The organism is Geodermatophilus sp. SYSU D01119 (genome assembly GCF_054049975.1).
On the sequence record NZ_JBJGYL010000007.1, the window covers coordinates 186,913 to 204,029 of the forward strand.

Annotated in this window: 16 protein-coding genes; 2 read left to right on the plus strand and 14 right to left on the minus strand. The window is 75.5% G+C overall.

The genetic code is table 11. From position 1 onward, the window contains the following. Positions 1-7: 7 nt before the first annotated feature. From ACI79X_RS07755 to ACI79X_RS07790, 8 genes are all read right to left on the minus strand, one after another. The gene (locus ACI79X_RS07755) at positions 8-412 is read right to left on the minus strand and encodes a C-glycoside deglycosidase beta subunit domain-containing protein (RefSeq protein WP_457024839.1); all 405 of its coding nucleotides are present in this window, start codon (positions 410-412) and stop codon (positions 8-10) included. After that, complete coding sequence (locus tag ACI79X_RS07760) at positions 409-1,404, minus strand: sugar phosphate isomerase/epimerase family protein (protein ID WP_457024840.1); 996 nt, start codon at positions 1,402-1,404, stop codon at positions 409-411. The genes ACI79X_RS07755 and ACI79X_RS07760 overlap by 4 nt, the downstream gene beginning before the upstream one ends. 1 nt (position 1,405) lies before the next feature. After that, complete coding sequence (locus tag ACI79X_RS07765) at positions 1,406-2,482, minus strand: Gfo/Idh/MocA family protein (RefSeq protein ID WP_457024841.1); 1,077 nt, start codon at positions 2,480-2,482, stop codon at positions 1,406-1,408. A gap of 162 nt (positions 2,483-2,644) precedes the next feature. Beyond that, the gene (locus tag ACI79X_RS07770; protein ID WP_457024842.1) at positions 2,645-3,478 is read right to left on the minus strand and encodes a carbohydrate ABC transporter permease; all 834 of its coding nucleotides are present in this window, start codon (positions 3,476-3,478) and stop codon (positions 2,645-2,647) included. 13 nt (positions 3,479-3,491) lie between these two features. Next, positions 3,492-4,448 carry a carbohydrate ABC transporter permease gene (locus ACI79X_RS07775; protein WP_457024843.1) on the minus strand — a complete coding sequence of 319 codons (957 nt, stop codon included), beginning with the start codon at positions 4,446-4,448 and terminating at the stop codon, positions 3,492-3,494. A gap of 55 nt (positions 4,449-4,503) precedes the next feature. Next, complete coding sequence (locus ACI79X_RS07780) at positions 4,504-5,808, minus strand: ABC transporter substrate-binding protein (RefSeq protein WP_457024844.1); 1,305 nt, start codon at positions 5,806-5,808, stop codon at positions 4,504-4,506. Between the two features lie 226 nt (positions 5,809-6,034). Beyond that, complete coding sequence (locus ACI79X_RS07785; RefSeq protein ID WP_457024845.1) at positions 6,035-7,303, minus strand: ROK family transcriptional regulator; 1,269 nt, start codon at positions 7,301-7,303, stop codon at positions 6,035-6,037. A gap of 69 nt (positions 7,304-7,372) precedes the next feature. Further along, positions 7,373-8,629 carry an ROK family transcriptional regulator gene (locus ACI79X_RS07790; RefSeq protein ID WP_457024846.1) on the minus strand — a complete coding sequence of 419 codons (1,257 nt, stop codon included), beginning with the start codon at positions 8,627-8,629 and terminating at the stop codon, positions 7,373-7,375. Between the two features lie 224 nt (positions 8,630-8,853). Here ACI79X_RS07790 and ACI79X_RS07795 point away from each other — a divergent pair, with 224 nt between their 5' ends. Then, positions 8,854-9,714, plus strand: a complete 861-nt coding sequence (locus ACI79X_RS07795) for a helix-turn-helix transcriptional regulator (RefSeq protein WP_457024847.1) — start codon at positions 8,854-8,856, stop codon at positions 9,712-9,714. A gap of 84 nt (positions 9,715-9,798) precedes the next feature. Here ACI79X_RS07795 and ACI79X_RS07800 read toward each other — a convergent pair whose 3' ends face one another. The 6 genes from ACI79X_RS07800 to ACI79X_RS07825 form a co-directional block, all read right to left on the minus strand. Then, positions 9,799-11,130, minus strand: a complete 1,332-nt coding sequence (locus ACI79X_RS07800; RefSeq protein WP_457024848.1) for an ABC transporter substrate-binding protein — start codon at positions 11,128-11,130, stop codon at positions 9,799-9,801. Positions 11,131-11,196: 66 nt separating this feature from the next. Next, entirely contained in the window at positions 11,197-11,907 is a 711-nt protein-coding gene (locus tag ACI79X_RS07805) for an SDR family NAD(P)-dependent oxidoreductase (RefSeq protein ID WP_457024849.1), read from the minus strand. After that, a complete protein-coding gene (locus tag ACI79X_RS07810) occupies positions 11,904-13,268 on the minus strand; it encodes a flavin-containing monooxygenase (RefSeq protein WP_457024850.1) in 1,365 nt (454 codons plus the stop codon). The genes ACI79X_RS07805 and ACI79X_RS07810 overlap by 4 nt, the downstream gene beginning before the upstream one ends. Before the next feature lie 76 nt (positions 13,269-13,344). After that, positions 13,345-14,316 (minus strand): LysR family transcriptional regulator, encoded by a 972-nt coding sequence (locus tag ACI79X_RS07815; protein WP_457024851.1) that lies wholly within the window; start codon positions 14,314-14,316, stop codon positions 13,345-13,347. A gap of 10 nt (positions 14,317-14,326) precedes the next feature. Next, on the minus strand, positions 14,327-15,217 hold the full coding sequence (locus ACI79X_RS07820) for an LLM class flavin-dependent oxidoreductase (protein ID WP_457024852.1): 891 nt from the start codon (positions 15,215-15,217) through the stop codon (positions 14,327-14,329). Positions 15,218-15,270: 53 nt separating this feature from the next. Beyond that, positions 15,271-16,245 carry an EamA family transporter gene (locus tag ACI79X_RS07825; RefSeq protein ID WP_457024853.1) on the minus strand — a complete coding sequence of 325 codons (975 nt, stop codon included), beginning with the start codon at positions 16,243-16,245 and terminating at the stop codon, positions 15,271-15,273. Positions 16,246-16,318: 73 nt separating this feature from the next. Between ACI79X_RS07825 and ACI79X_RS07830 the strand changes: the two genes are divergently transcribed. Next, on the plus strand, positions 16,319-16,858 hold the full coding sequence (locus tag ACI79X_RS07830) for a CGNR zinc finger domain-containing protein (protein ID WP_457024854.1): 540 nt from the start codon (positions 16,319-16,321) through the stop codon (positions 16,856-16,858). Positions 16,859-17,117 lie beyond the last annotated feature (259 nt).

Here is a 17,117-nt window from a genome sequence, read left to right on the forward strand (position 1 = left end):
TGGGTGCTCAGGACGGGGAGGCGGAGGGCCGGGAGGCGGCCAGGTCGACGCGGGCGGTGGCGTGCTGCACGAGGGGCACGCCCGGGGCCACCTGGATGTAGGGGATGCGGACGGCGAGCGAGACCTCGACCGCGTGCACCGCGCCGGGGGTGCCGGGCACCTCGAGCGACACCTCGAGGGCGTCGCGCAGGTCCCACTGCCCCGTCGCGGCGGGCAGGCCGGCCGGCGGGCCCGAGAAGTCGCCGGTGCCGACCGACCGCACCTCCGCCGGGCCGCCGTCGACGGCGACCTCGATCGACTCCAGGCAGGACAGCGGCAGCGACCGGTACCACGGGAGGCGCACCGCCAGGGCGAGGCGACCGTCCCGGACGGTCAGTGCGCCGGGGCGCAGGGTGCCCTCGGTCATCGTCACGCCGGCACCGCCGTCCGGGCGGCCGTCAGCCCGCGGAGGAGCGCGACGTGCGCGGCGGTGACCGTCAGGGCGTCGGCGTCGGACCGCAGCAGCAGCTCGTGCCCGCCCCACTCGCTGAGCAGCGCGCCCGTGTAGCCGGCCGCCTCGAGCGCGGCGACCCAGGCAGCAGTCGGGGCGCGCACCGCCTCGACGTCGGGGTCCCAGCACTTGGCGTGGGCGTGCCGGACCAGGGGCAGCAGGTGCGCCCAGTCGGCCGGCGCGGACCGGCCGCAGCGGCCCAGGACGCCGGCCACGAGGACCGACAGCTCGTCGCGGCGGGGCGCGTCGCCCAGGGCCGCGAGCGCGGCGCCGATGCGGGGGCCGACCGGCCCGTCCTGCGCCCAGGCGGCCGCGACGGCGGCGACGCCGGCCCCCGTCAGGCCCAGTCGGCGCAGGGCGGTGCCGAGCGCCGCGGGCAGCGCCGGCGTCGTCAGGCTGGTGTCGAGGGTGAGCCCCAGGTACGGGGTGCCCGTCTCCTGCTGCAGCTGCGCGACCTCGAGCACGGCCGGCGCGTCGGGCGGGATGGCGCCCTGGACCTCGAAGGTGAGCGCGACGCCGACCCGCTCGGCCTCGGCGGCCGCCCGGCGCAGCAGCGGGGCGCCCATGCCGAGCGTCGCGCGGACCGCGCCGAAGCCGAGCCGGGCCGCAGTCTCCATCTGCGGCCGGAGCTCGGCGAGGACCTCGTCGTCGTCCAGCCGGCGGCCGGGACGGCGGAACAGGTCGGTGTAGACGCCGAGCGCGACCGGGAGCAGGCCGAGCCGGTCGACCGCGGCGCGGAACGCCTGCTCCTCGGCGGGGTCGACCGCCGGGAAGCCCCGCCAGGCCTGTGCACCGACCACCTCGACCGCGGGTCCGCAGCCCGCCGCGGCGACCCGCTCGAGCAGGCCGGACAGGTCCGCGCCGGCCCGCCAGTCCGGCGTCAGCGAGAACAGCGTCGTCCCGAGCACGACCACCTCAGCCGACCTCCACCCAGCTGCGGCTGCGGCTGGACTCGAGCACGGCCTCGGTGAGCCGGGCGGCGCGCAGGCCGTCGGCGAAGGTGGGCAGGCCGTCGGGTCGGTCGCCGGCGAGGGCGGCGTAGGTGTCGGCCACGAAGGCGTCGAAGCAGTCCTGGTAGCCCTGCGGGTGACCGGCGGGGATGACGGTGAAGCGCGCCGCGCCCGCTCCCTCGCTGGTGCCGCGCAGGAGCTGCCGGTTGACCTCGCGCCCGCCGATCCACAGCGACTCGGGGTTCTCCTGGTCGAAGCACAGCGACTCGGCCGCGCCGTCGACGGAGAACCACAGCCGGTTCTTCCGGCCCTGGCTGACCTGGCTGACCGTCAGGTTCCCGAAGGCCCCGCCGTCGGTCTCGAAGAGCACCATCGCGGCGTCCTCGGTGGTGACAGGCCGCCCGCCGCGCTCGGGGACGACCGTCACGGTCCGGGCGGCCAGCCGGGTGATGCGGTGCCCGCTGACGAACTCGACCAGGTCGCACCAGTGCACGCCGATGTCGGCGAAGGCCCGGGAGGCACCGCCGGTCGCGGCGTCGACCCGCCAGTCGTCGTCGCCGTCCCCGGCCAGCCAGTCCTGCAGGTAGGAGCCGTGCAGCAGGCGCACCGGGCCGGCGCTGCCGTCCGCGACGCGGGCCCGGGCCTCGCGGACCATCGGGTAGAAGCGGTAGACGAACGGGACGGTCGCGGTGACCCCGGCCTCGGCGGCGAGATCGGCCAGCTCGGCGGCCTCCGTGGCATCGACGGCCAGCGGCTTCTCGCAGACCACGTGCTTCCCCGCCGCGATCGCCGCGCGCACCAGCGGCGCGTGGGCGGCGTTGGGGGTGCAGACGTGGACGACGTCGACGTCGTCGGCGGCCAGCAGCTGTTCCACGCTGTCGGTCGGCGACTCCGCCCCGATGCGCTCCGCACCGGCACGGGAGGACTCCGTGGTGGAGCCGGCGACGCGGGACACCGTGCCGCCGGCCCGGCGGATCGCCCGCGCGTGGACGGTTCCCATGAAGCCGGCTCCGGCGATGCCGGCGCGGATCCGATCGGCCACGGAGGCCTCCTCCCGAACGGTCCGGCCACTTCCGTGGCCTGGACGACATACTTCTTCCGATTGCCGGAGGAAGTCAATGACGCGGCGCCCTGCCCGTGCTGATGCACGGCATCGACCGGGCGGATGGGCGCGGCGGCTCCGTGCCGGAGCGGCCGCGCGGGGCTACTTGATGCCTCCGGCGAAGCCCTGGATGAACTTCTTCTGCGCGAAGAGGTAGAAGGCGAGGATCGGCAGCATCGACACGATGACGATCGCGAAGATCTTGTTCCAGGCGGAGACCAGCGAGCCGACGTAGTAGTACATCGACACCGGCAGCGTCTGGTTGTCCGAGCCGCCGAGGAAGATCAGCGCGGAGAAGAAGTCGTTCCACACGATCAGGCCCGTGAGGATCGCGACCGTGCCCGTCGCCGGCGCCATCAGCGGCAGGACGACCCGGAAGAAGACCCGCGCGGGGCTCGCGCCGTCCAGCGCCGCGGCCTCCTCGTAGTCGCGGGGCAGGCCGCGGAAGAAGCCGGCGTAGAGGAAGACCGCCAGCGGCATGAGGGTGCCGACGTAGAGGACGACCATCCCCCACATCGAGCCGACCAGGCCGATCTGCCGGGCGCCGATGTAGAGCGGCACCAGGCCGAGCTGCGTGGGCAGCAGGATCGCCACGAGGAAGAGGTAGAAGGTGATCGTGCCCCAGCGGCGCGTGGTCCGGGCCAGCACGTAGGCGGCCAGGGAGCCGAAGGCCACCAGCCCCGCGATGCTGCCGGCGGTGATCACCACGCTGTGCAGCAGCGCGAGCAGGATGTTGTTGTCCCCGCCCTCGGTGAGCACCTCGGTGAAGTTCTCCAGCGTCGGCCGCGACGGCGGCGCCGAGGTGCCCGTGGTCAGCAGCTCCTCGTCGGGCTTCAGTGCGATGACGACGAGGTAGTAGAACGGCAGCAGGGTGAGCAGGGCGCAGACCCAGACGATCCCCTCGCGGAGCGCCGTCGCCTTGGTGTAGCGGAACATCGGTCCGACTCCCTCAGGAACGGTCCCGGGTCGCTGCCTGCTGCAGCACCGAGAAGACGAGCATGATCAGGGTCAGCAGGAGCGCCAGCGCGGCGCCGTAGCCGAAGTTGCTGAGCGCGAAGGTCTCCTTGTAGACCTGCGTCGCCAGGGTCTCGGTGGCCCCGGCCGGCCCGCCGCCGGTGAGGGCCATGACCTGGTCGAACACCCGCAGGCCCTGGATGAGCATCAGCGTCGAGGCGATGGCGATCGACGGACGGATCGAGGGCACGGTGATGTGCCGGAACCGCCGCCAGGTGGTCGCGCCGTCCAGCGCCGCCGCCTCCTCGATCTCCGGCGGCACGGTGGCCAGACCGGCGAGGTAGATGACCATCACCATGCCCGTCGTCTGCCAGGCCATGACGACCAGCACCGCCCACAGCGCCAGCGTCGGGTCGGCGAGCCATGTCTTCGGCGCCGCCCCGAACCAGCCCAGCACGTCGTTGAGCGGGCCGTTGAAGTCGAAGATGAACTTCCAGACGTAGGACACCGCCAGCGGGCTCAGCACCACGGGCATGAAGAACAGCACGCGCAGCAGGTAGCGGGTCTTGAGCGTGCGGTTGAGCGCGAGCGCGAGGACCAGGCCGACGACGTTGGTCAGCACCAGGAACCCGAAGGCGAGGAACAGGGTGTTCTGCAGCGACCCGATGGAGTCCGGGTCATCGAGGATGCGGCGGAAGTTGTCCAGGCCGACGAGGTCGAAGTCGCCGATGCCCGTCCAGTTCGTGAAGGCGTAGAAGGCGCCGCCGGCGGTGGCGACGTAGTGCACCAGCACGACCATCGCCACGGCGGGCAGGGCCCACCACCAGCGGCCGTAGGTGATCAGGGGCCGGCTGCGCCGGGGGCGGGCGGGGCGCCCGCCCCCGGCGACGGCCGGGACCGTCCCCCGGACGACCGGACCGGTGTCCTGCGGAGTACCCATGGTGGCGGTCATCGTCAGTCCTCTGGTCGGTCGGTCCGGGGATGTCGGTCGGCTCAGCGGCCCCGGGTCACTGGTCCCAGGCCTGGTCGACGCCCTCGAGCACCGACTGCACGTCGCCCTGACCGGCGATCAGGCCCTGGACGCCGGTGGCCAGCGCGTCGTAGACGCCGGGGTTCGGCCAGCTGAGGTTGGGCAGGGGCGCGTAACTGCCCGACTCGAGCAGCTCGCGCACCGGCTCGAACACCGGGTTGAGGTTCTCGTCGGGGCCGGTGATGGCCACCCCGCCCTGGATCTCGGTGAACCGGGCGGCGTTCTCCGGCTCCGCCATCCAGGCGAGGAAGTCGCGCGCCGCCTCCTTCTGCGGGTCCTCGGCGGCCGCGTTGATGCTCAGGGCGTAGTTGGAGCTGGCCAGCACGTACGGCTCACCGCCGGCGGCCGCGGGGAAGGGCTGCACCTCGAGCTCGAGGCCGGGCGTGGCGTTGGCCAGCTCGTTGGCCGAGGAACCCGGCAGGAACGCGCCGAGCGCCGTCCCCTGGGTGATCCCCTGCGTGATGGCGTCGAAGCCGCCGCCCGCGGCGCCCTGCTGGAAGCAGCCGGCCTCGTTGAGGTCGACGACGGTCTGCAGCGTCTCCTGCCAGCCCTCGCTGTCGGCGAAGCTGACGTCGCCGTCCGCGCGCTGCTCGTTCCAGTCCGGCGTCTCGGCGTAGACGCGGGTGGCGGAGATGGCCATGGCCATGAGACCGGGGTTGGGCGGGACGGAGCCGGCGACGACGAACAGCGACTTCCCGTCGTCGGCCAGCGGGCCGCAGGCGTCGATCAGCGCGTCGGTGTCGGCCGGGACGTCGACCCCGGCGTCCGACGCGGCGCCGGCGTTCCAGGTCATGCCGACCGGGATGAGGTTGGTCGGCTGGGCGTAGACCTCGCCGTCGATGCCGTACAGGGACTCGCTGCCCGCGGGGACCAGCGAGGCCGATTCCTCACCCAGCGGCTCGAGCAGGTCGGCCTCGGCCAGCGGCAGGACCGCGTTGGCCTGGCCGGCGCCCGGCGAGAACATCATGAGGTCTGGGGCGTTGCCGCCCTGCAGCTGCGTGCGGATGGTCAGGCCGTAGCTGTCCGGCGGGAGCGCCTGGGTCTCGATCTCGACGCCGGTCTCCTCGGAGTACTGCTCGGCGAGCACCAGCCAGGGGTTCTCGGCACCGCCGCTGGCGTTCTCGAAGGCGAAGGTGAAGCCGTCGGCCGAGCCGGAACCGCCGGAGCCGCCGGAGCCGCTGTCGTCCCCGCCACCGCAGGCGGCGAGCGTGAGCGCGCTCAGGGCCGGGACGGCGACGAGGACGCCGATGCGGCGGATCCCCCTCGAACGGTGCTGGGTCATGTGTTGCCTCTCTCCACGTGTCCGACGACCGGACGACGACTGCGACGGTGGTTCCGAGCGCCGCGTCGGGTCCGAGCCGGATCCCGTCCGCGTGATGGCAACCACATACTTCTGCCAGTCAGCGGAGGAAGTCAATGCAACGCAGGCGTAACGTTGGTGATGCACGTCATCAGCGGCACTGATGCCACGGGGGGCGCCGATCACGTGCCGCGATCCGCGGTACGGGTCAGACGAGCACGGACTCCGCGACGGAGGCGAGATCGGGCCGCCCGGCCGGCGAGCCCGCCGGCAGCCACCGGGACAGCCGGCCGGGGGCGAACAGCGCGTCGAGCGCGAGGTGCACGGCACCGGCGAGGCCGGCCGCCTCGCCGAGGAGCGACGGCTCGATGCGCAGCGTGCGGGTGGCGAGCGGGAGCGACCGCCGGTAGACCGACTCGCGGATGGCGGCGAGGACGTGGTCACCGGCGTGCACGACGCCGCCGCCGAGGACGACCAGGCCGGGGTTGTAGAAGCTCACGAGGGTGGCCAGCGTGCTGCCGACGAGCCGGCCGGCGCGCGCGAGCATCGCGGTGGCGGCGGGGTCGCCGCGCTCGGCCGCAGCCGTGACGTCCGCCGCGGTGAGGGTGCCCCGGAGGGCCAGGATCTCGGCCATCGCCGCGCTGCCGCCGCTCTCGGCCAGCCGGCGTCCGTCCCGGGCGAGCGCCGCACCCCCGGCGACGGCCTCGAGGCAGCCGACGTTCCCGCACCGGCAGATGACCGAGTCGGCCTCGGTCACCGCGACGTGCCCGATGTCCCCGGCGCAGCCGTTGACCCCGCGGTGCACCCGGCCTCCGGAGACCAGGCCGGCGCCGATGCCGGTGCCGATCTTGAGGTAGAGGACGTCGCCCGCCTCGGCCGCCGCGGGGTTGGTGCGCAACTCCCCCAGGGCCAGCACGTTGACGTCGTTGTCCACCCAGACCGGGACGGCGAAACGGCCGGACAGGCGCTCCCGGATCGGGTACCCGTCCCAGCCGGGCATGATCGGCGGGGCGACGGGGCGCGAGGTGGCGTACTCGACCGGTCCCGGGACACCGACGCCGATCCCCCAGAGCGGCGGCGCGCCGGGCAGGCCGCGGACCAGCTCCCCGACCAGTTCCTCCACCCGGCCGAGGACCGGGTCGGGGCCGTCGGCCACGTCGACGGGCTCGTGGACCTGCGCGAGCACCCGACCGGAGAGGTCGGCGACGCCGACGGCCATCCCCGTGGCCCCGATGTCCGCGCCGGCGACCAGTCCGGCCCCGGCCCGGAGCCGCAGCCTCCGCGGGGCGCGTCCGCCGCTGGACGGCGCGCGTCCGTCCTGGACGACCAGGCCGGCGGCCTCCAGCAGGGCGACCCGCTGGGCGACGCCCGTGCGGCCCAGGTCGAGACGCTGCACCAGCTGCGGCTGGGTGACCCCGTCGGCGTTCCGGATGGCGTCGAGGACGGCGACCAGCCCGTCGGGGGTGCCCGTGCTCACCCGCGCAGCCTAGCCGGACTTCTGCCTCTCCGCGGAAGAAGCGAGCCGACTGCGTGACGGAAGTCGGGATCAGGCCGGCAGGTCCTCGTCCAGTGACGGGACGCGGTCGCGGGCGTCGAGGACGGCGGGCAGGTGCTCGGGGCTGAACAGCTCCCCGAGGGCGAACTCGACCGCGCCGGTGATGCCGGCGATCTCCTGGTCGAAGGCCGAGGGCTCGATCCGCAGGTCCCGGGTCGCCGCGGGCAGTGCCGAGCGGTAGATCTCCTCCCGGATGGCGGCGAGCACGTGCGCCCGCGCCCGCGCGATGCCGCCGCCCACCACGACCAGGTCGGGGTCGAAGACGTTGACCAGCGTCGAGAGGCTGCGCCCGATCAGCGTGGCGCTGCGGTGCAGGAGGGCGCGCGCAGCGGTGTCCCCCTGGCCGGCCGCCTCGGTGACGTCGACCGGCCGGATCCGGCCGGTGCGCTCGAGGACCTCCGCGAGCGCCGGGCTCTGCCGGGTCTCGGCCAGCAGCCGGCCGTCCCGGACGAGGGCCGCCCGTCCGGCGACCGCCTCCAGGCACCCGGTGCGGCCGCAGTGGCAGACGACGTCGCCGACGCCCGGCACGGGTACGTGGTCGATGGCGCCGGCCAGGCCGTGCGCGCCGCGGTGGATGCGGCCGTCCACGACCACCGCCGCCCCGATCCCGTAGCCGCCGCCCAGGTAGACCATGTGCCGGGAGGCCGCCGCGACCGGGTTGACCCGGCGTTCGCCGAGCGCGGAGAGGTTGGTCCGGTTGTCGATCCAGACGGGCACGCCGAACCGGTCCCCGAGCTGCTCGCGGGTGGGGTGCCGGCTCCAGTCCGGCAGGGTCGGCATCGTCGCCGGCGCGCCGCTGTCCCAGGCCACCGGTCCCGGCATGCCCACACCGAAGGACCACAGGCTGTCGGCGGCGCCGGCCTCCTCGACGAGCTCGCGCCCCAGCCGCTCCACCGCCCCGAGGACGGCCTCGGGCCCCCGCACCACCTCGATCTCCTGCTGACGCGTCGCCAGGAGCCGGCCACCGAGGTCGGCGATGCCCACGACGAGCTCGTTGGTGGCGATGTCGGCACCGAGCACGTGGCCCGCCTCGGCGTGCAGCCGCAGCCGGCGCGGTGCCCGGCCCCCGGTCGAGGGCCCGAAGCCGTCGGAGACGACCAGCCCGGCGGCCTCCAGCTCGGCCACCCGCTGGGCGACGACGCTGCGACCGAGCCCCACGCGCTCGACGATCTGCGGCTGGGTGCTGTCCTCGGAGCTCCGGATGGCGGCCAGCACCGCGGCGAGGCCGGTGTAGCGGTCGCTCGGCACGGCCGGGCCTCCTCCTGCGTCGTGTCCGTGTCCCGGGTGCGCGGGACCGATCCGTTGTCCTACAGCACCGCGGCTCCGGGGACATCATCCCGCGGAGGGGCTTCCGGTACACGCCCGTCCGCGATCCGTTCCCGAGGGAGGGACCGGCGGTCCGTGGAGGAGCGCCGCGCGCGCCGGTAGGAACGACGCCGGGGCCCACGGCGGGACCCGCGAGTGGAGGCGACGTGATCGACCGGGCCGGGCTGGCGGACTTCCTGCGACGGCGGCGCGCGGCGCTGCAGCCGGAGGACGTCGGCCTGCCCCGCGGCCCGCGCCGGCGCACCGGTGGCCTGCGGCGGGAGGAGCTCGCCGTCCTCTGCCACATGTCCACCGACTACTACACGCGGCTGGAGCAGGAGCGCGGGCCGCACCCGTCGGAGCAGATGGTCGCCGCCATCGCGCAGGGCCTGCACCTGTCCCTCGACGAGCGCGACCACCTGTTCCGGCTGGCCGGGCACCAGCCGCCCGCCCGCGGCACGGAGGGCGAGCACGTCGGCCCGGGCCTGCTGCGCATCCTGGACCGCCTCGCCGACACCCCGGCGGAGATCGTCACCGAGCTCGGGGAGACGCTCCGGCAGACGCCGCTCGGCGTCGCGCTCACCGGCGACGCCACCCGCTACTCGGGGCCGGCGCGCAGCCTGGGCTACCGCTGGTTCACCGACCCGGCCACCCGCGCGCTGTACGACCCCGGGGAGCACGCGTTCCTGTCGCGCCTCTACGCCTCGCACCTGCGGCAGCTGGTCACGCTGCGCGGTCCCCGTTCCCGGGCGGCGCGGCTCGCCGAGCTGGCCCTCGCCGCGAGCGAGGAGCTGCGGCGGCTGTGGGACGCGCACGAGGTCGGCGTCCGCCCGCGGGACGTCAAGCGCTTCGTGCACCCCGTCGTCGGGCCGCTCGAGCTGGCCTGCCAGTCGCTGGTCGACCCCGACCAGTCGCACCGGCTGCTCGTCTACACCGCCGTCCCCGGCAGCGAGAGCGCCGAGCGCCTGCAGCTGCTGGCCGTCCTCCGTCCGCAGGCGGCGCCGCAGGGGCGCGCCGTCCCGGGCTGAGCGGCCCGGGCCGCCGCGTGCCGACCTGCTGCGGCCTCCCGGGCGGGGAGGCCGCAGCAGGTCGACGACGGGCGTGCGGAGGGCTCAGCGCTGCGGGCCGATGCCCTGCGCGTTGAGGCCCTCGATGATGCGGCCGCTCTCCTCGAAGCCGATGACGAGGATGCCGTCGGGCGCGAACTCGACCATCTGCTGCACCTCGCTGTCGAAGTTCGACGCGTTGGGGTCGTAGACCACCTGCACGACGTCGTCCTCGGCGACGCCGGCGTCGACCAGGTTCGCCGCGGTGTTCTCCATCAGCCCGACGCCGTAGGGGTCGTTGAGCGCGAGGATCCCGACGGTGGTGTTGCCGTCGGCCAGGATCAGGTCGGCGAGCGCCCGGGCCTGCAGCGTGTCCGGCGGGACGGTGCGGAAGAACAGCCCCTCGTCCTCGTAGGCGGTCAGCTCGTCGGACGTGCTGGCCGGGCTGATCATCGCCACGCCGGCACCGGTGACCTTGTCGATGACGCCGAGGCTCACCCCGGACGACGACGCCCCGACGATCACGCTCACGCCCGCCTGCAGCAGCCGGTCGACGGTCTGCGTGGCGATGTCGGTGGACGCGTCGCCCGAGTCGCCGGTCTCGAGCCGGACCGGTTGCCCGAGCACGCCGCCGGCCGCGTTGACGTCCTCGACGGCCAGCTGCAGGGCGGCCAGCTGCTGGGGGCCCTGGTACGACAGGCTGCCGGTCTGCGGCGTCAGGCTGCCGATCACCAGCGGGCCGCCGGTCGCGCCGGGCGGCGCCGGCGCCGGGCCCTCGTCGGTGGTGGCGTCCTCGGGGTCGCCGACCAGCTGGAACTCCCGCGCCTCCTCGTCGATGCGGTTGTCCTCGGTGAAGCTCTCGATGGCGAAGCTCGCCTGCGACGGCTCGCCGGCGTCGGTGAAGCCCAGCGGCCCGGCCAGCCCGTCGTAGTCGGGGTTGCCGCCTGCGGCCACGATCTCCAGGCAGGCGGCGACGTCGGTGCAGGTCTCCCCGCCCACGGTGACGCCGTTGACGTAGGGGGCGAACACGGTGGCGTCGGTGCTGCCCGCGAGCTGCGCGGCGAGGGCCGCGACCACGACGGCGTCGTAGGTCTCCCCCGCGGTGTTGAAGTTCGTCAGGCCGCCGTCGACCGCCAGCAGCCGGTCGCGGAACTCGTCGCCGAGGTCGGTGAGCAGCACGGTGCCGCGCATGCCGGCCAGGGCACCCGGCCCGGAGAAGTCCTCACCGAGGCCGTTGTTCATGTTGCCGTCGGCGCCGTAGACGAACGTCTCGTCGGCGCCGCCGCCGCCGCCGTCGTCGGCGGCCGCACCGTCGTCCCCGCCTCCCCCGCAGGCGGACGTGGCCAGCAGGGCGGCGGCGGCCAGGGCGGTGACGCGTAGCAGGGGGACGGTGCGCATCGCGGTGCTCCTTCAGTGGGTGAGGATCCGGTCGCCTCTCCTGGGAGGGCGGGTCGGGGAGGCGGGTCAGCGCATCGCGCTGCCGCCGGCGATGACGACGGTCTCGCCGGTGACGTAGCCGGGTTCGGCGAGCCGCTCGACCCACAGGGCCACCTCGTCGGGCTGCGCGACGCGGCCGAGCGGGATGCCCTCGGCGACGGCGGCCATCCGGCCGGTGGCGGCGTTGCCCGGGGTGTCCACCCAGCCGGGTGCGACGGCGTTGACGACGATCCGGTCGGGGGCGAGCTCGATCGCCAGCGACCGGGTCAGCGCGAGGACGGCGGCCTTCGAGGCGCTGTAGAGCAGCTGCCCCGGGGAGACGGCGAAGGCGTCGACGGAGGCGAAGTTGACCACCGCTCCCCCGCCGGCGGCCCGCAGGTGCGGCAGCGCCGCCGCGGTCACGTTGAGCGTGCCGAGCACGTTGACGCCGAAGACCCGCTCGTGCAGCTCGGCGGTGTAGTCGGCGAGCGTGGTGGGCGGGTAGATGCCGGCGGCGTTGACCACCGCCTGCAGCGGCGCCCCGTCGAGCGCGGCGGCCAGGCCGTCCTCGACCGCGGCCCGGTCGACGACGTCGGCGACCAGCGGCACCAGGTCGGGGCCGGCGTCGGCCATGGCCGCGAGCGGCGCGGCGTCGCGGTCCAGCGCGACCACCCGACTGCCCCCGGCCAGGAAGCGCTCGACCACGGCGCGGCCCATGCCGCTCGCGGCACCGGTGACGACGACGGTGCGGGCGCTCATCGGGCGGCCTCCTGCAGCGCGGGGGCGGACGCGGCGGCGGGCCGGGCGGTGCGCTCCAGCCGGTCGAGCACCCGGTTGCTCGCCGCGACCTGCCGGGCCCACAGCGGGCGCAGGACGTCGACGCGGTCGTCGGGCGGGCCGGCCCGCAGCAGCTCCTCGTGCAGCGGCCGGGCGGTGCGGCCCTCGAGCGCCAGGAGCCGCACGGCGAGGCGGGACTGCGCGCTGAACACGGGGAACTGCGGGCCACGCGGGCTCGCGAGGCCGACGGTGTAGAGCCGCTGCACCCCGACCGGCACGGTCATCCCGCCCACCCGCAGCGGGACGCCGCCGCGCCAGGTCAGCACCCCGGGTGCGAGGAAGGGCAGCGAGACGCGGAAGCCGGTGGCCCACAGGACGGTGTCGAACTCGGCGGTGCTGCCGTCGGCGAAGACGACGGTGCGGCCCCGGACGTCGTCGACTCCGGGGCGGGCCGTGATGCGGCCGTGCTGGAGCCAGTACAGGAGCAGGTCGTTGACCACGGGCGGCTGCCGGTTGAGGTTGGCCGTGGCCGGGCGCTGCAGGCCGGGGTAGTCGGCCGCCGTCCCGACCGAGATCCGCACCAGGGTGCGCTGCACCCGCTCGGACACGGCCATCGGCAGCCTCGCCAGCAGCGGCAGCTGGTTGCGGCCCCGGCCGAAGAAGGTCTTGGGCTGGAACACCTGGCCCCGACGCATCGCGATGGACACCTGCCGGCGCGCGTGGACGGCGTCGACGGCCAGGTCGCAGCCGGAGTTGCCGGCCCCCACGACGAGCACGCGGTCGCCGTCGAGGTCGGCGGAGGTGCGGTACTGCGAGGAGTGCAGCGACCGGCCGGTGAACCGGTGCGCCATCTCCGGCAGCGCCGGGTCCCAGTGGTGGCCGTTGGCGACCACGACGGCGTCCCAGTGCTCCGTGGCACCGTCGGCGGTGGTCACGTCCCACCCGGAGGCGCCGCCGTCGGGGCTGGTGACCGCGGTGACCTCCGTACCGGACCGCACGTGGTCGCGCAGGGCGAACCGGTCGGCGACGTCGTCGAGGTAGTCGACGACCTGCTGACGGCTCGGGAACAGCGGGTAGTCGCCCGGCATCGGGACGCCGTCGAAGCCGGAGACGTCGCGCGGGGTGATCAGGTGCAGCGACTCGTAGTCGGTGTGCCAGTGCCCGCCGGCGCGCTCCCCCCGCTCGAGGGCGACCACCTCGTGTCCGGCGTCGCGCAGGACGCGCACCGCCTCCAGGCCCGCGGCGCCGGCCCCGATCACGCAGACCCGCTGCGCGGGCCCCCTCGCTGGCTGTGCACGGTCGGCCACCGGTGCGTCCCCTCGTCGTCGTGCGGCCGGGTGCACCCCGGCCCGGGACGAGTCTCGTGACGGCGACCGCGGTTGTGAACGGCCAACTGCCAGCGCCTGCTCAAGGCAGGGCCTATGGCTGGACCGCCGGCTGAGCGGCGTCCGCCGGCCCCCGCGGCGGGCCGGCGTCGGCGGCGCGCTGCAGGGCGCGGATGTGCCGGGAGGCCAGGTCCATGAAGATCCGCGTGGCCGGCGACAGGACGGCGTGCGCCCGGGTGATGAAGGCGAAGCGCTCCGCGACCGGCGGCTCGAGCCGCACCCAGTGCAGCCGTCCCGGGTAGCCCGCCCACCGGGTGACCAGGTAGGAGACCAGCGAGTCGCCGAGGCCGTGGGCGGCGAGCTCGACGGCGGCGGTCTGGAACTCCACCTCGATCTGCGGGCGGAGCGTGACGCCGGCCCTGCGCGCCCGCTCGGTGAGCGCCCGGCGCAGCGGGTCCTCCGAGCCCCACCGGGCCTCCGACAGGATCAGCGGGGCCTGCGCCAGCCGCTCGATCGTCACCGGCTCGCGCGTGCGCTCGCCGTCGGTGCTGACGTAGACGACGGAGTCGACGAGGACCGGCGGGCCGACGTCGAGCCCCCGTTCGTCGATGGGGAGCTGCACCAGCCCGGCCTCGAGCTCGCCGCGGCGCACCTGGTCGGCCACCTCCGAGCTGTTGAGCCCGACGACCCGGGTGACGACGCCGGGGTACTGGGCGCGGAAGTCGCCGAGCAGGCCGGTGAGCAGGTACAGGTGGGCGCTGGAGAAGGTGCCGAAGGAGACGGTGCCGCCGGAGAGCTCGCGGATGTGCCGCACGCTCTCGGTGAGGGCGTCCGCGTCGGCGAGCGTGCGGCGGGCCTGGGGCAGCAGCACCCGCCCGGCCTCGGTGAGCTGCAGGCGGCGGTTCGTGCGGACGAACAGGGTCACGCCGAGCGTGCGCTCCAGCCGGCGCACCTGCTCCGACAGGCTCGGCTGCGCGATGTGGCAGGCCTCGGCGGCGGCGGCGAAGGACCCGTGCTCGACGGCGGCGACGAAGTAGGCCAGCTGCTGCAGGGTAGGCGCGGCCACGGCCCGGTCCTCAGAGCCCGTGCGCGGCGAGGACCGCGGGCAGCGCCGCGCCGGGGACGCCGAGCCCGTCCTCGCGGGGCCAGTGCACGACCACCTCGTCGATCCCCGCGGCCGCGAGCCGGGCGAGCGTGTCGGCGTAGCGGCCGGCGCTCTCGAACGGCCAGGCCGTCGTCGGGCCGAGGAGCACCACGCGCCGGATCCCGTCGAGCTCCCGTCCCTCCTGCCGCAGGGCGTCGTCCAGCCGGGCGCCCTGCTCCTCCACCGCCGCGAGCCACGCCTCGGGTCCGACCTCCGCACCGACGGGGCCGTAGGTGACCCACGCCGAGCCGTACCGGGCCGCCAGGCGCAGGCCCCGGGCTCCGGTCGCGGCGACGGTGAAGGGCATCCGGGGCTCCTGCACGCAGCCCGGGAGGCTGTGGGCGTCGACGGCGGCGTAGTGCTCCCCGGAGGCGGTGGTGACCGGCTCGCGCAGCAGCCGGTCGAGCAGGCCGAGCCACTCGGCGAACCGGTCGGCCCGCTCGGCGCGGCTGCGCGGCGGGTCGCCGAGGACGCGCGCGTCGTGCCCCTCGGTGCCGACGCCGACCCCGACGTCGAGCCGGCCGCCGGCCAGCTGGTCGAGGGTCACCAGCTCCTTGGCGAAGGGCACGGGGTGCCGGAAGTTCGGCGAGGCGACCAGGGTGCCCAGCCGCGCCCGGGTGGTGGCGGCGGCCGCGGCCGCGAGCAGCGGCACCGCGCCGTACCACGGGCGGTGTGCCAGCAGCGGCCAGGTGAGGTGGTCGTAGGTCCACACCGTCCGTGCGCCCGCGGACTCCGCCGCGCGGACGTCGTCGAGGAAGGCCCGCACCGGGTGCCGGTCGGGCAGGACGACCACCGACAGGGCGGGGGGCACGGGGCTCGGCATCCCGACAGTGTCGATCACCGGCGGGCGGCGGCGCTGTGCTCCCGGCCACCCGGCTACGGCGCGGCGGGGGCCTCCCGGGTCGCGGGGACCGGGTCCGGGGAGGGGGCCGGCGCCGCGGGCGGCCGCTCCCCCACCCGCACGAGCACGATCCCGGCCAGCACGACGACGCCGCCGACGAGCTGCACCGCCCCGGGCTGCTGGCCCAGCGCCAGCCAGGCGGCCGCCACGGCGAACAGCACCTCGCTCAGCCCGACGAAGGACGCCACCCGCGACCCGAGCCGGCGGACGGCGGCGATCCCCGTGACGTAGGCGAAGGCGGCCGCCACCAGGGACAGCCCGAGCACGGGCACCAGCCAGCTCGTGGACCACCCGGCCAGCTCCACCCGGGCGGACGACGTCCGCCACGGCACGACGCCGGCCAGCGCGGCCGCGCCGACCACCAGCACGCCGACGGCGAGCCCCGCCCACGCGCTGACCAGCGGCGGCAGCGCTCCCTCGGTGCGGGCGGAGAGGAGGAAGTAGGCGGCGAGGCCGCAGGCGGCGACCAGCCCCCAGAGGACGCCGACGAGGTCGAGCCGGGCGCCGGAGACGACGTCGAGCACGAGCACGAGGCCGGCGAGCGCGACGACGACCCCGGCCCCGGTCAGCGCGGAGGGCCGCTGGCCGTGCAGGGCCCACGTCCACAGCACCACGACGACGACCGCGGAGTACTCCAGCAGCAGCGCCACCCCCACCGACAGCCGGCCGACGGCGAGGAAGTAGGCCAGCTGCGGCAGCGCCACGGCGAGCGCGCCGTAGCGCAGGACGCCGAGGACGTCGGCGCGCAGCAGGTGCCACCGGCCGCGCAACTGGAGGACGGCCGGCCCGGTCATCACGAGCGCGGCGATGCCCAGGCGCGCGGTCACCGCCGCCCCGGCGCTCCAGCCGGCGTCCATGAGCGCGGTGGCGAACACCCCGCTCGTGCCGAAGGCGGCCGCCGAGAGCAGCGCCAGCAGCAGTCCGACCGATCCGGTCCGGCGTCCGGGCACGACGACCTCCTCCCGTCAGGAGCGAACATCCGTACACTCCTGACTCCGAGACCGTAGCGTAGTCAGGACCGACATGCTCTTCGCTCATGACACGGAGGTGGCGCTCGCCGCCGCGGCCGCGCTGGTGAACACCTCCGCGGACGGCACCGAGCGCCTGCCCGACCCTCCCGCGCTGGCCGCGTTCCTGGACGAGTGGCAGTTCACCGGCAGCCGCGCCGGCGACGACGCGGAGCTCGCCGCCGTGCACCGGCTGCGCACGGTCCTCGCCGGGACCTGGACCGCCGGCGAGGACGACGTCGTCGACGTGGTCAACCGGCTGCTGCGCGAGGGGCACGCGCTGCCACAACTGGTCCGCCACGACGGGTGGCCCTACCACCTGCACGCCACCGAGCCGACCGCCACGGTGGCCGACCGCATGGGCGTGGAGGCGGCGCTGGCCATCGCCGACGTCGTCCGCTCGGGCGCCCTCGACCGGCTGCGCCGCTGCGCGGCCTCGGGCTGCGACGACGTCCTCGTCGACCTCACCAAGAACGCCGGCCGGCGCTTCTGCGGCACCGCCTGCGCCAACCGGTCGCACGCAGCCGCCTACCGCGCGCGCCGCGCGACCGGCTGACCCGGGGCGCGGCGGCCTCGGTGCGCCGCGTGTGGCCCCCCGGGGGGGGCCCCGGCGGGGGGCCGGACGCACCGGGGGGACGAACATCGGGGCGCCGGGCCGGCCCGCCGGGGCGCGCGGCCGACGTCACGGACGAGCAGCCGCTCCTCGACCCCGGCGTCGGCGAGCCGGCGCGCGACCCGCCCGCCCAGCTGCCCGGTCGATCCGGTCACGGCGAGGGGCACGGTCGGCACGGCGGTCTCCTGACGGTCGAGGGGCC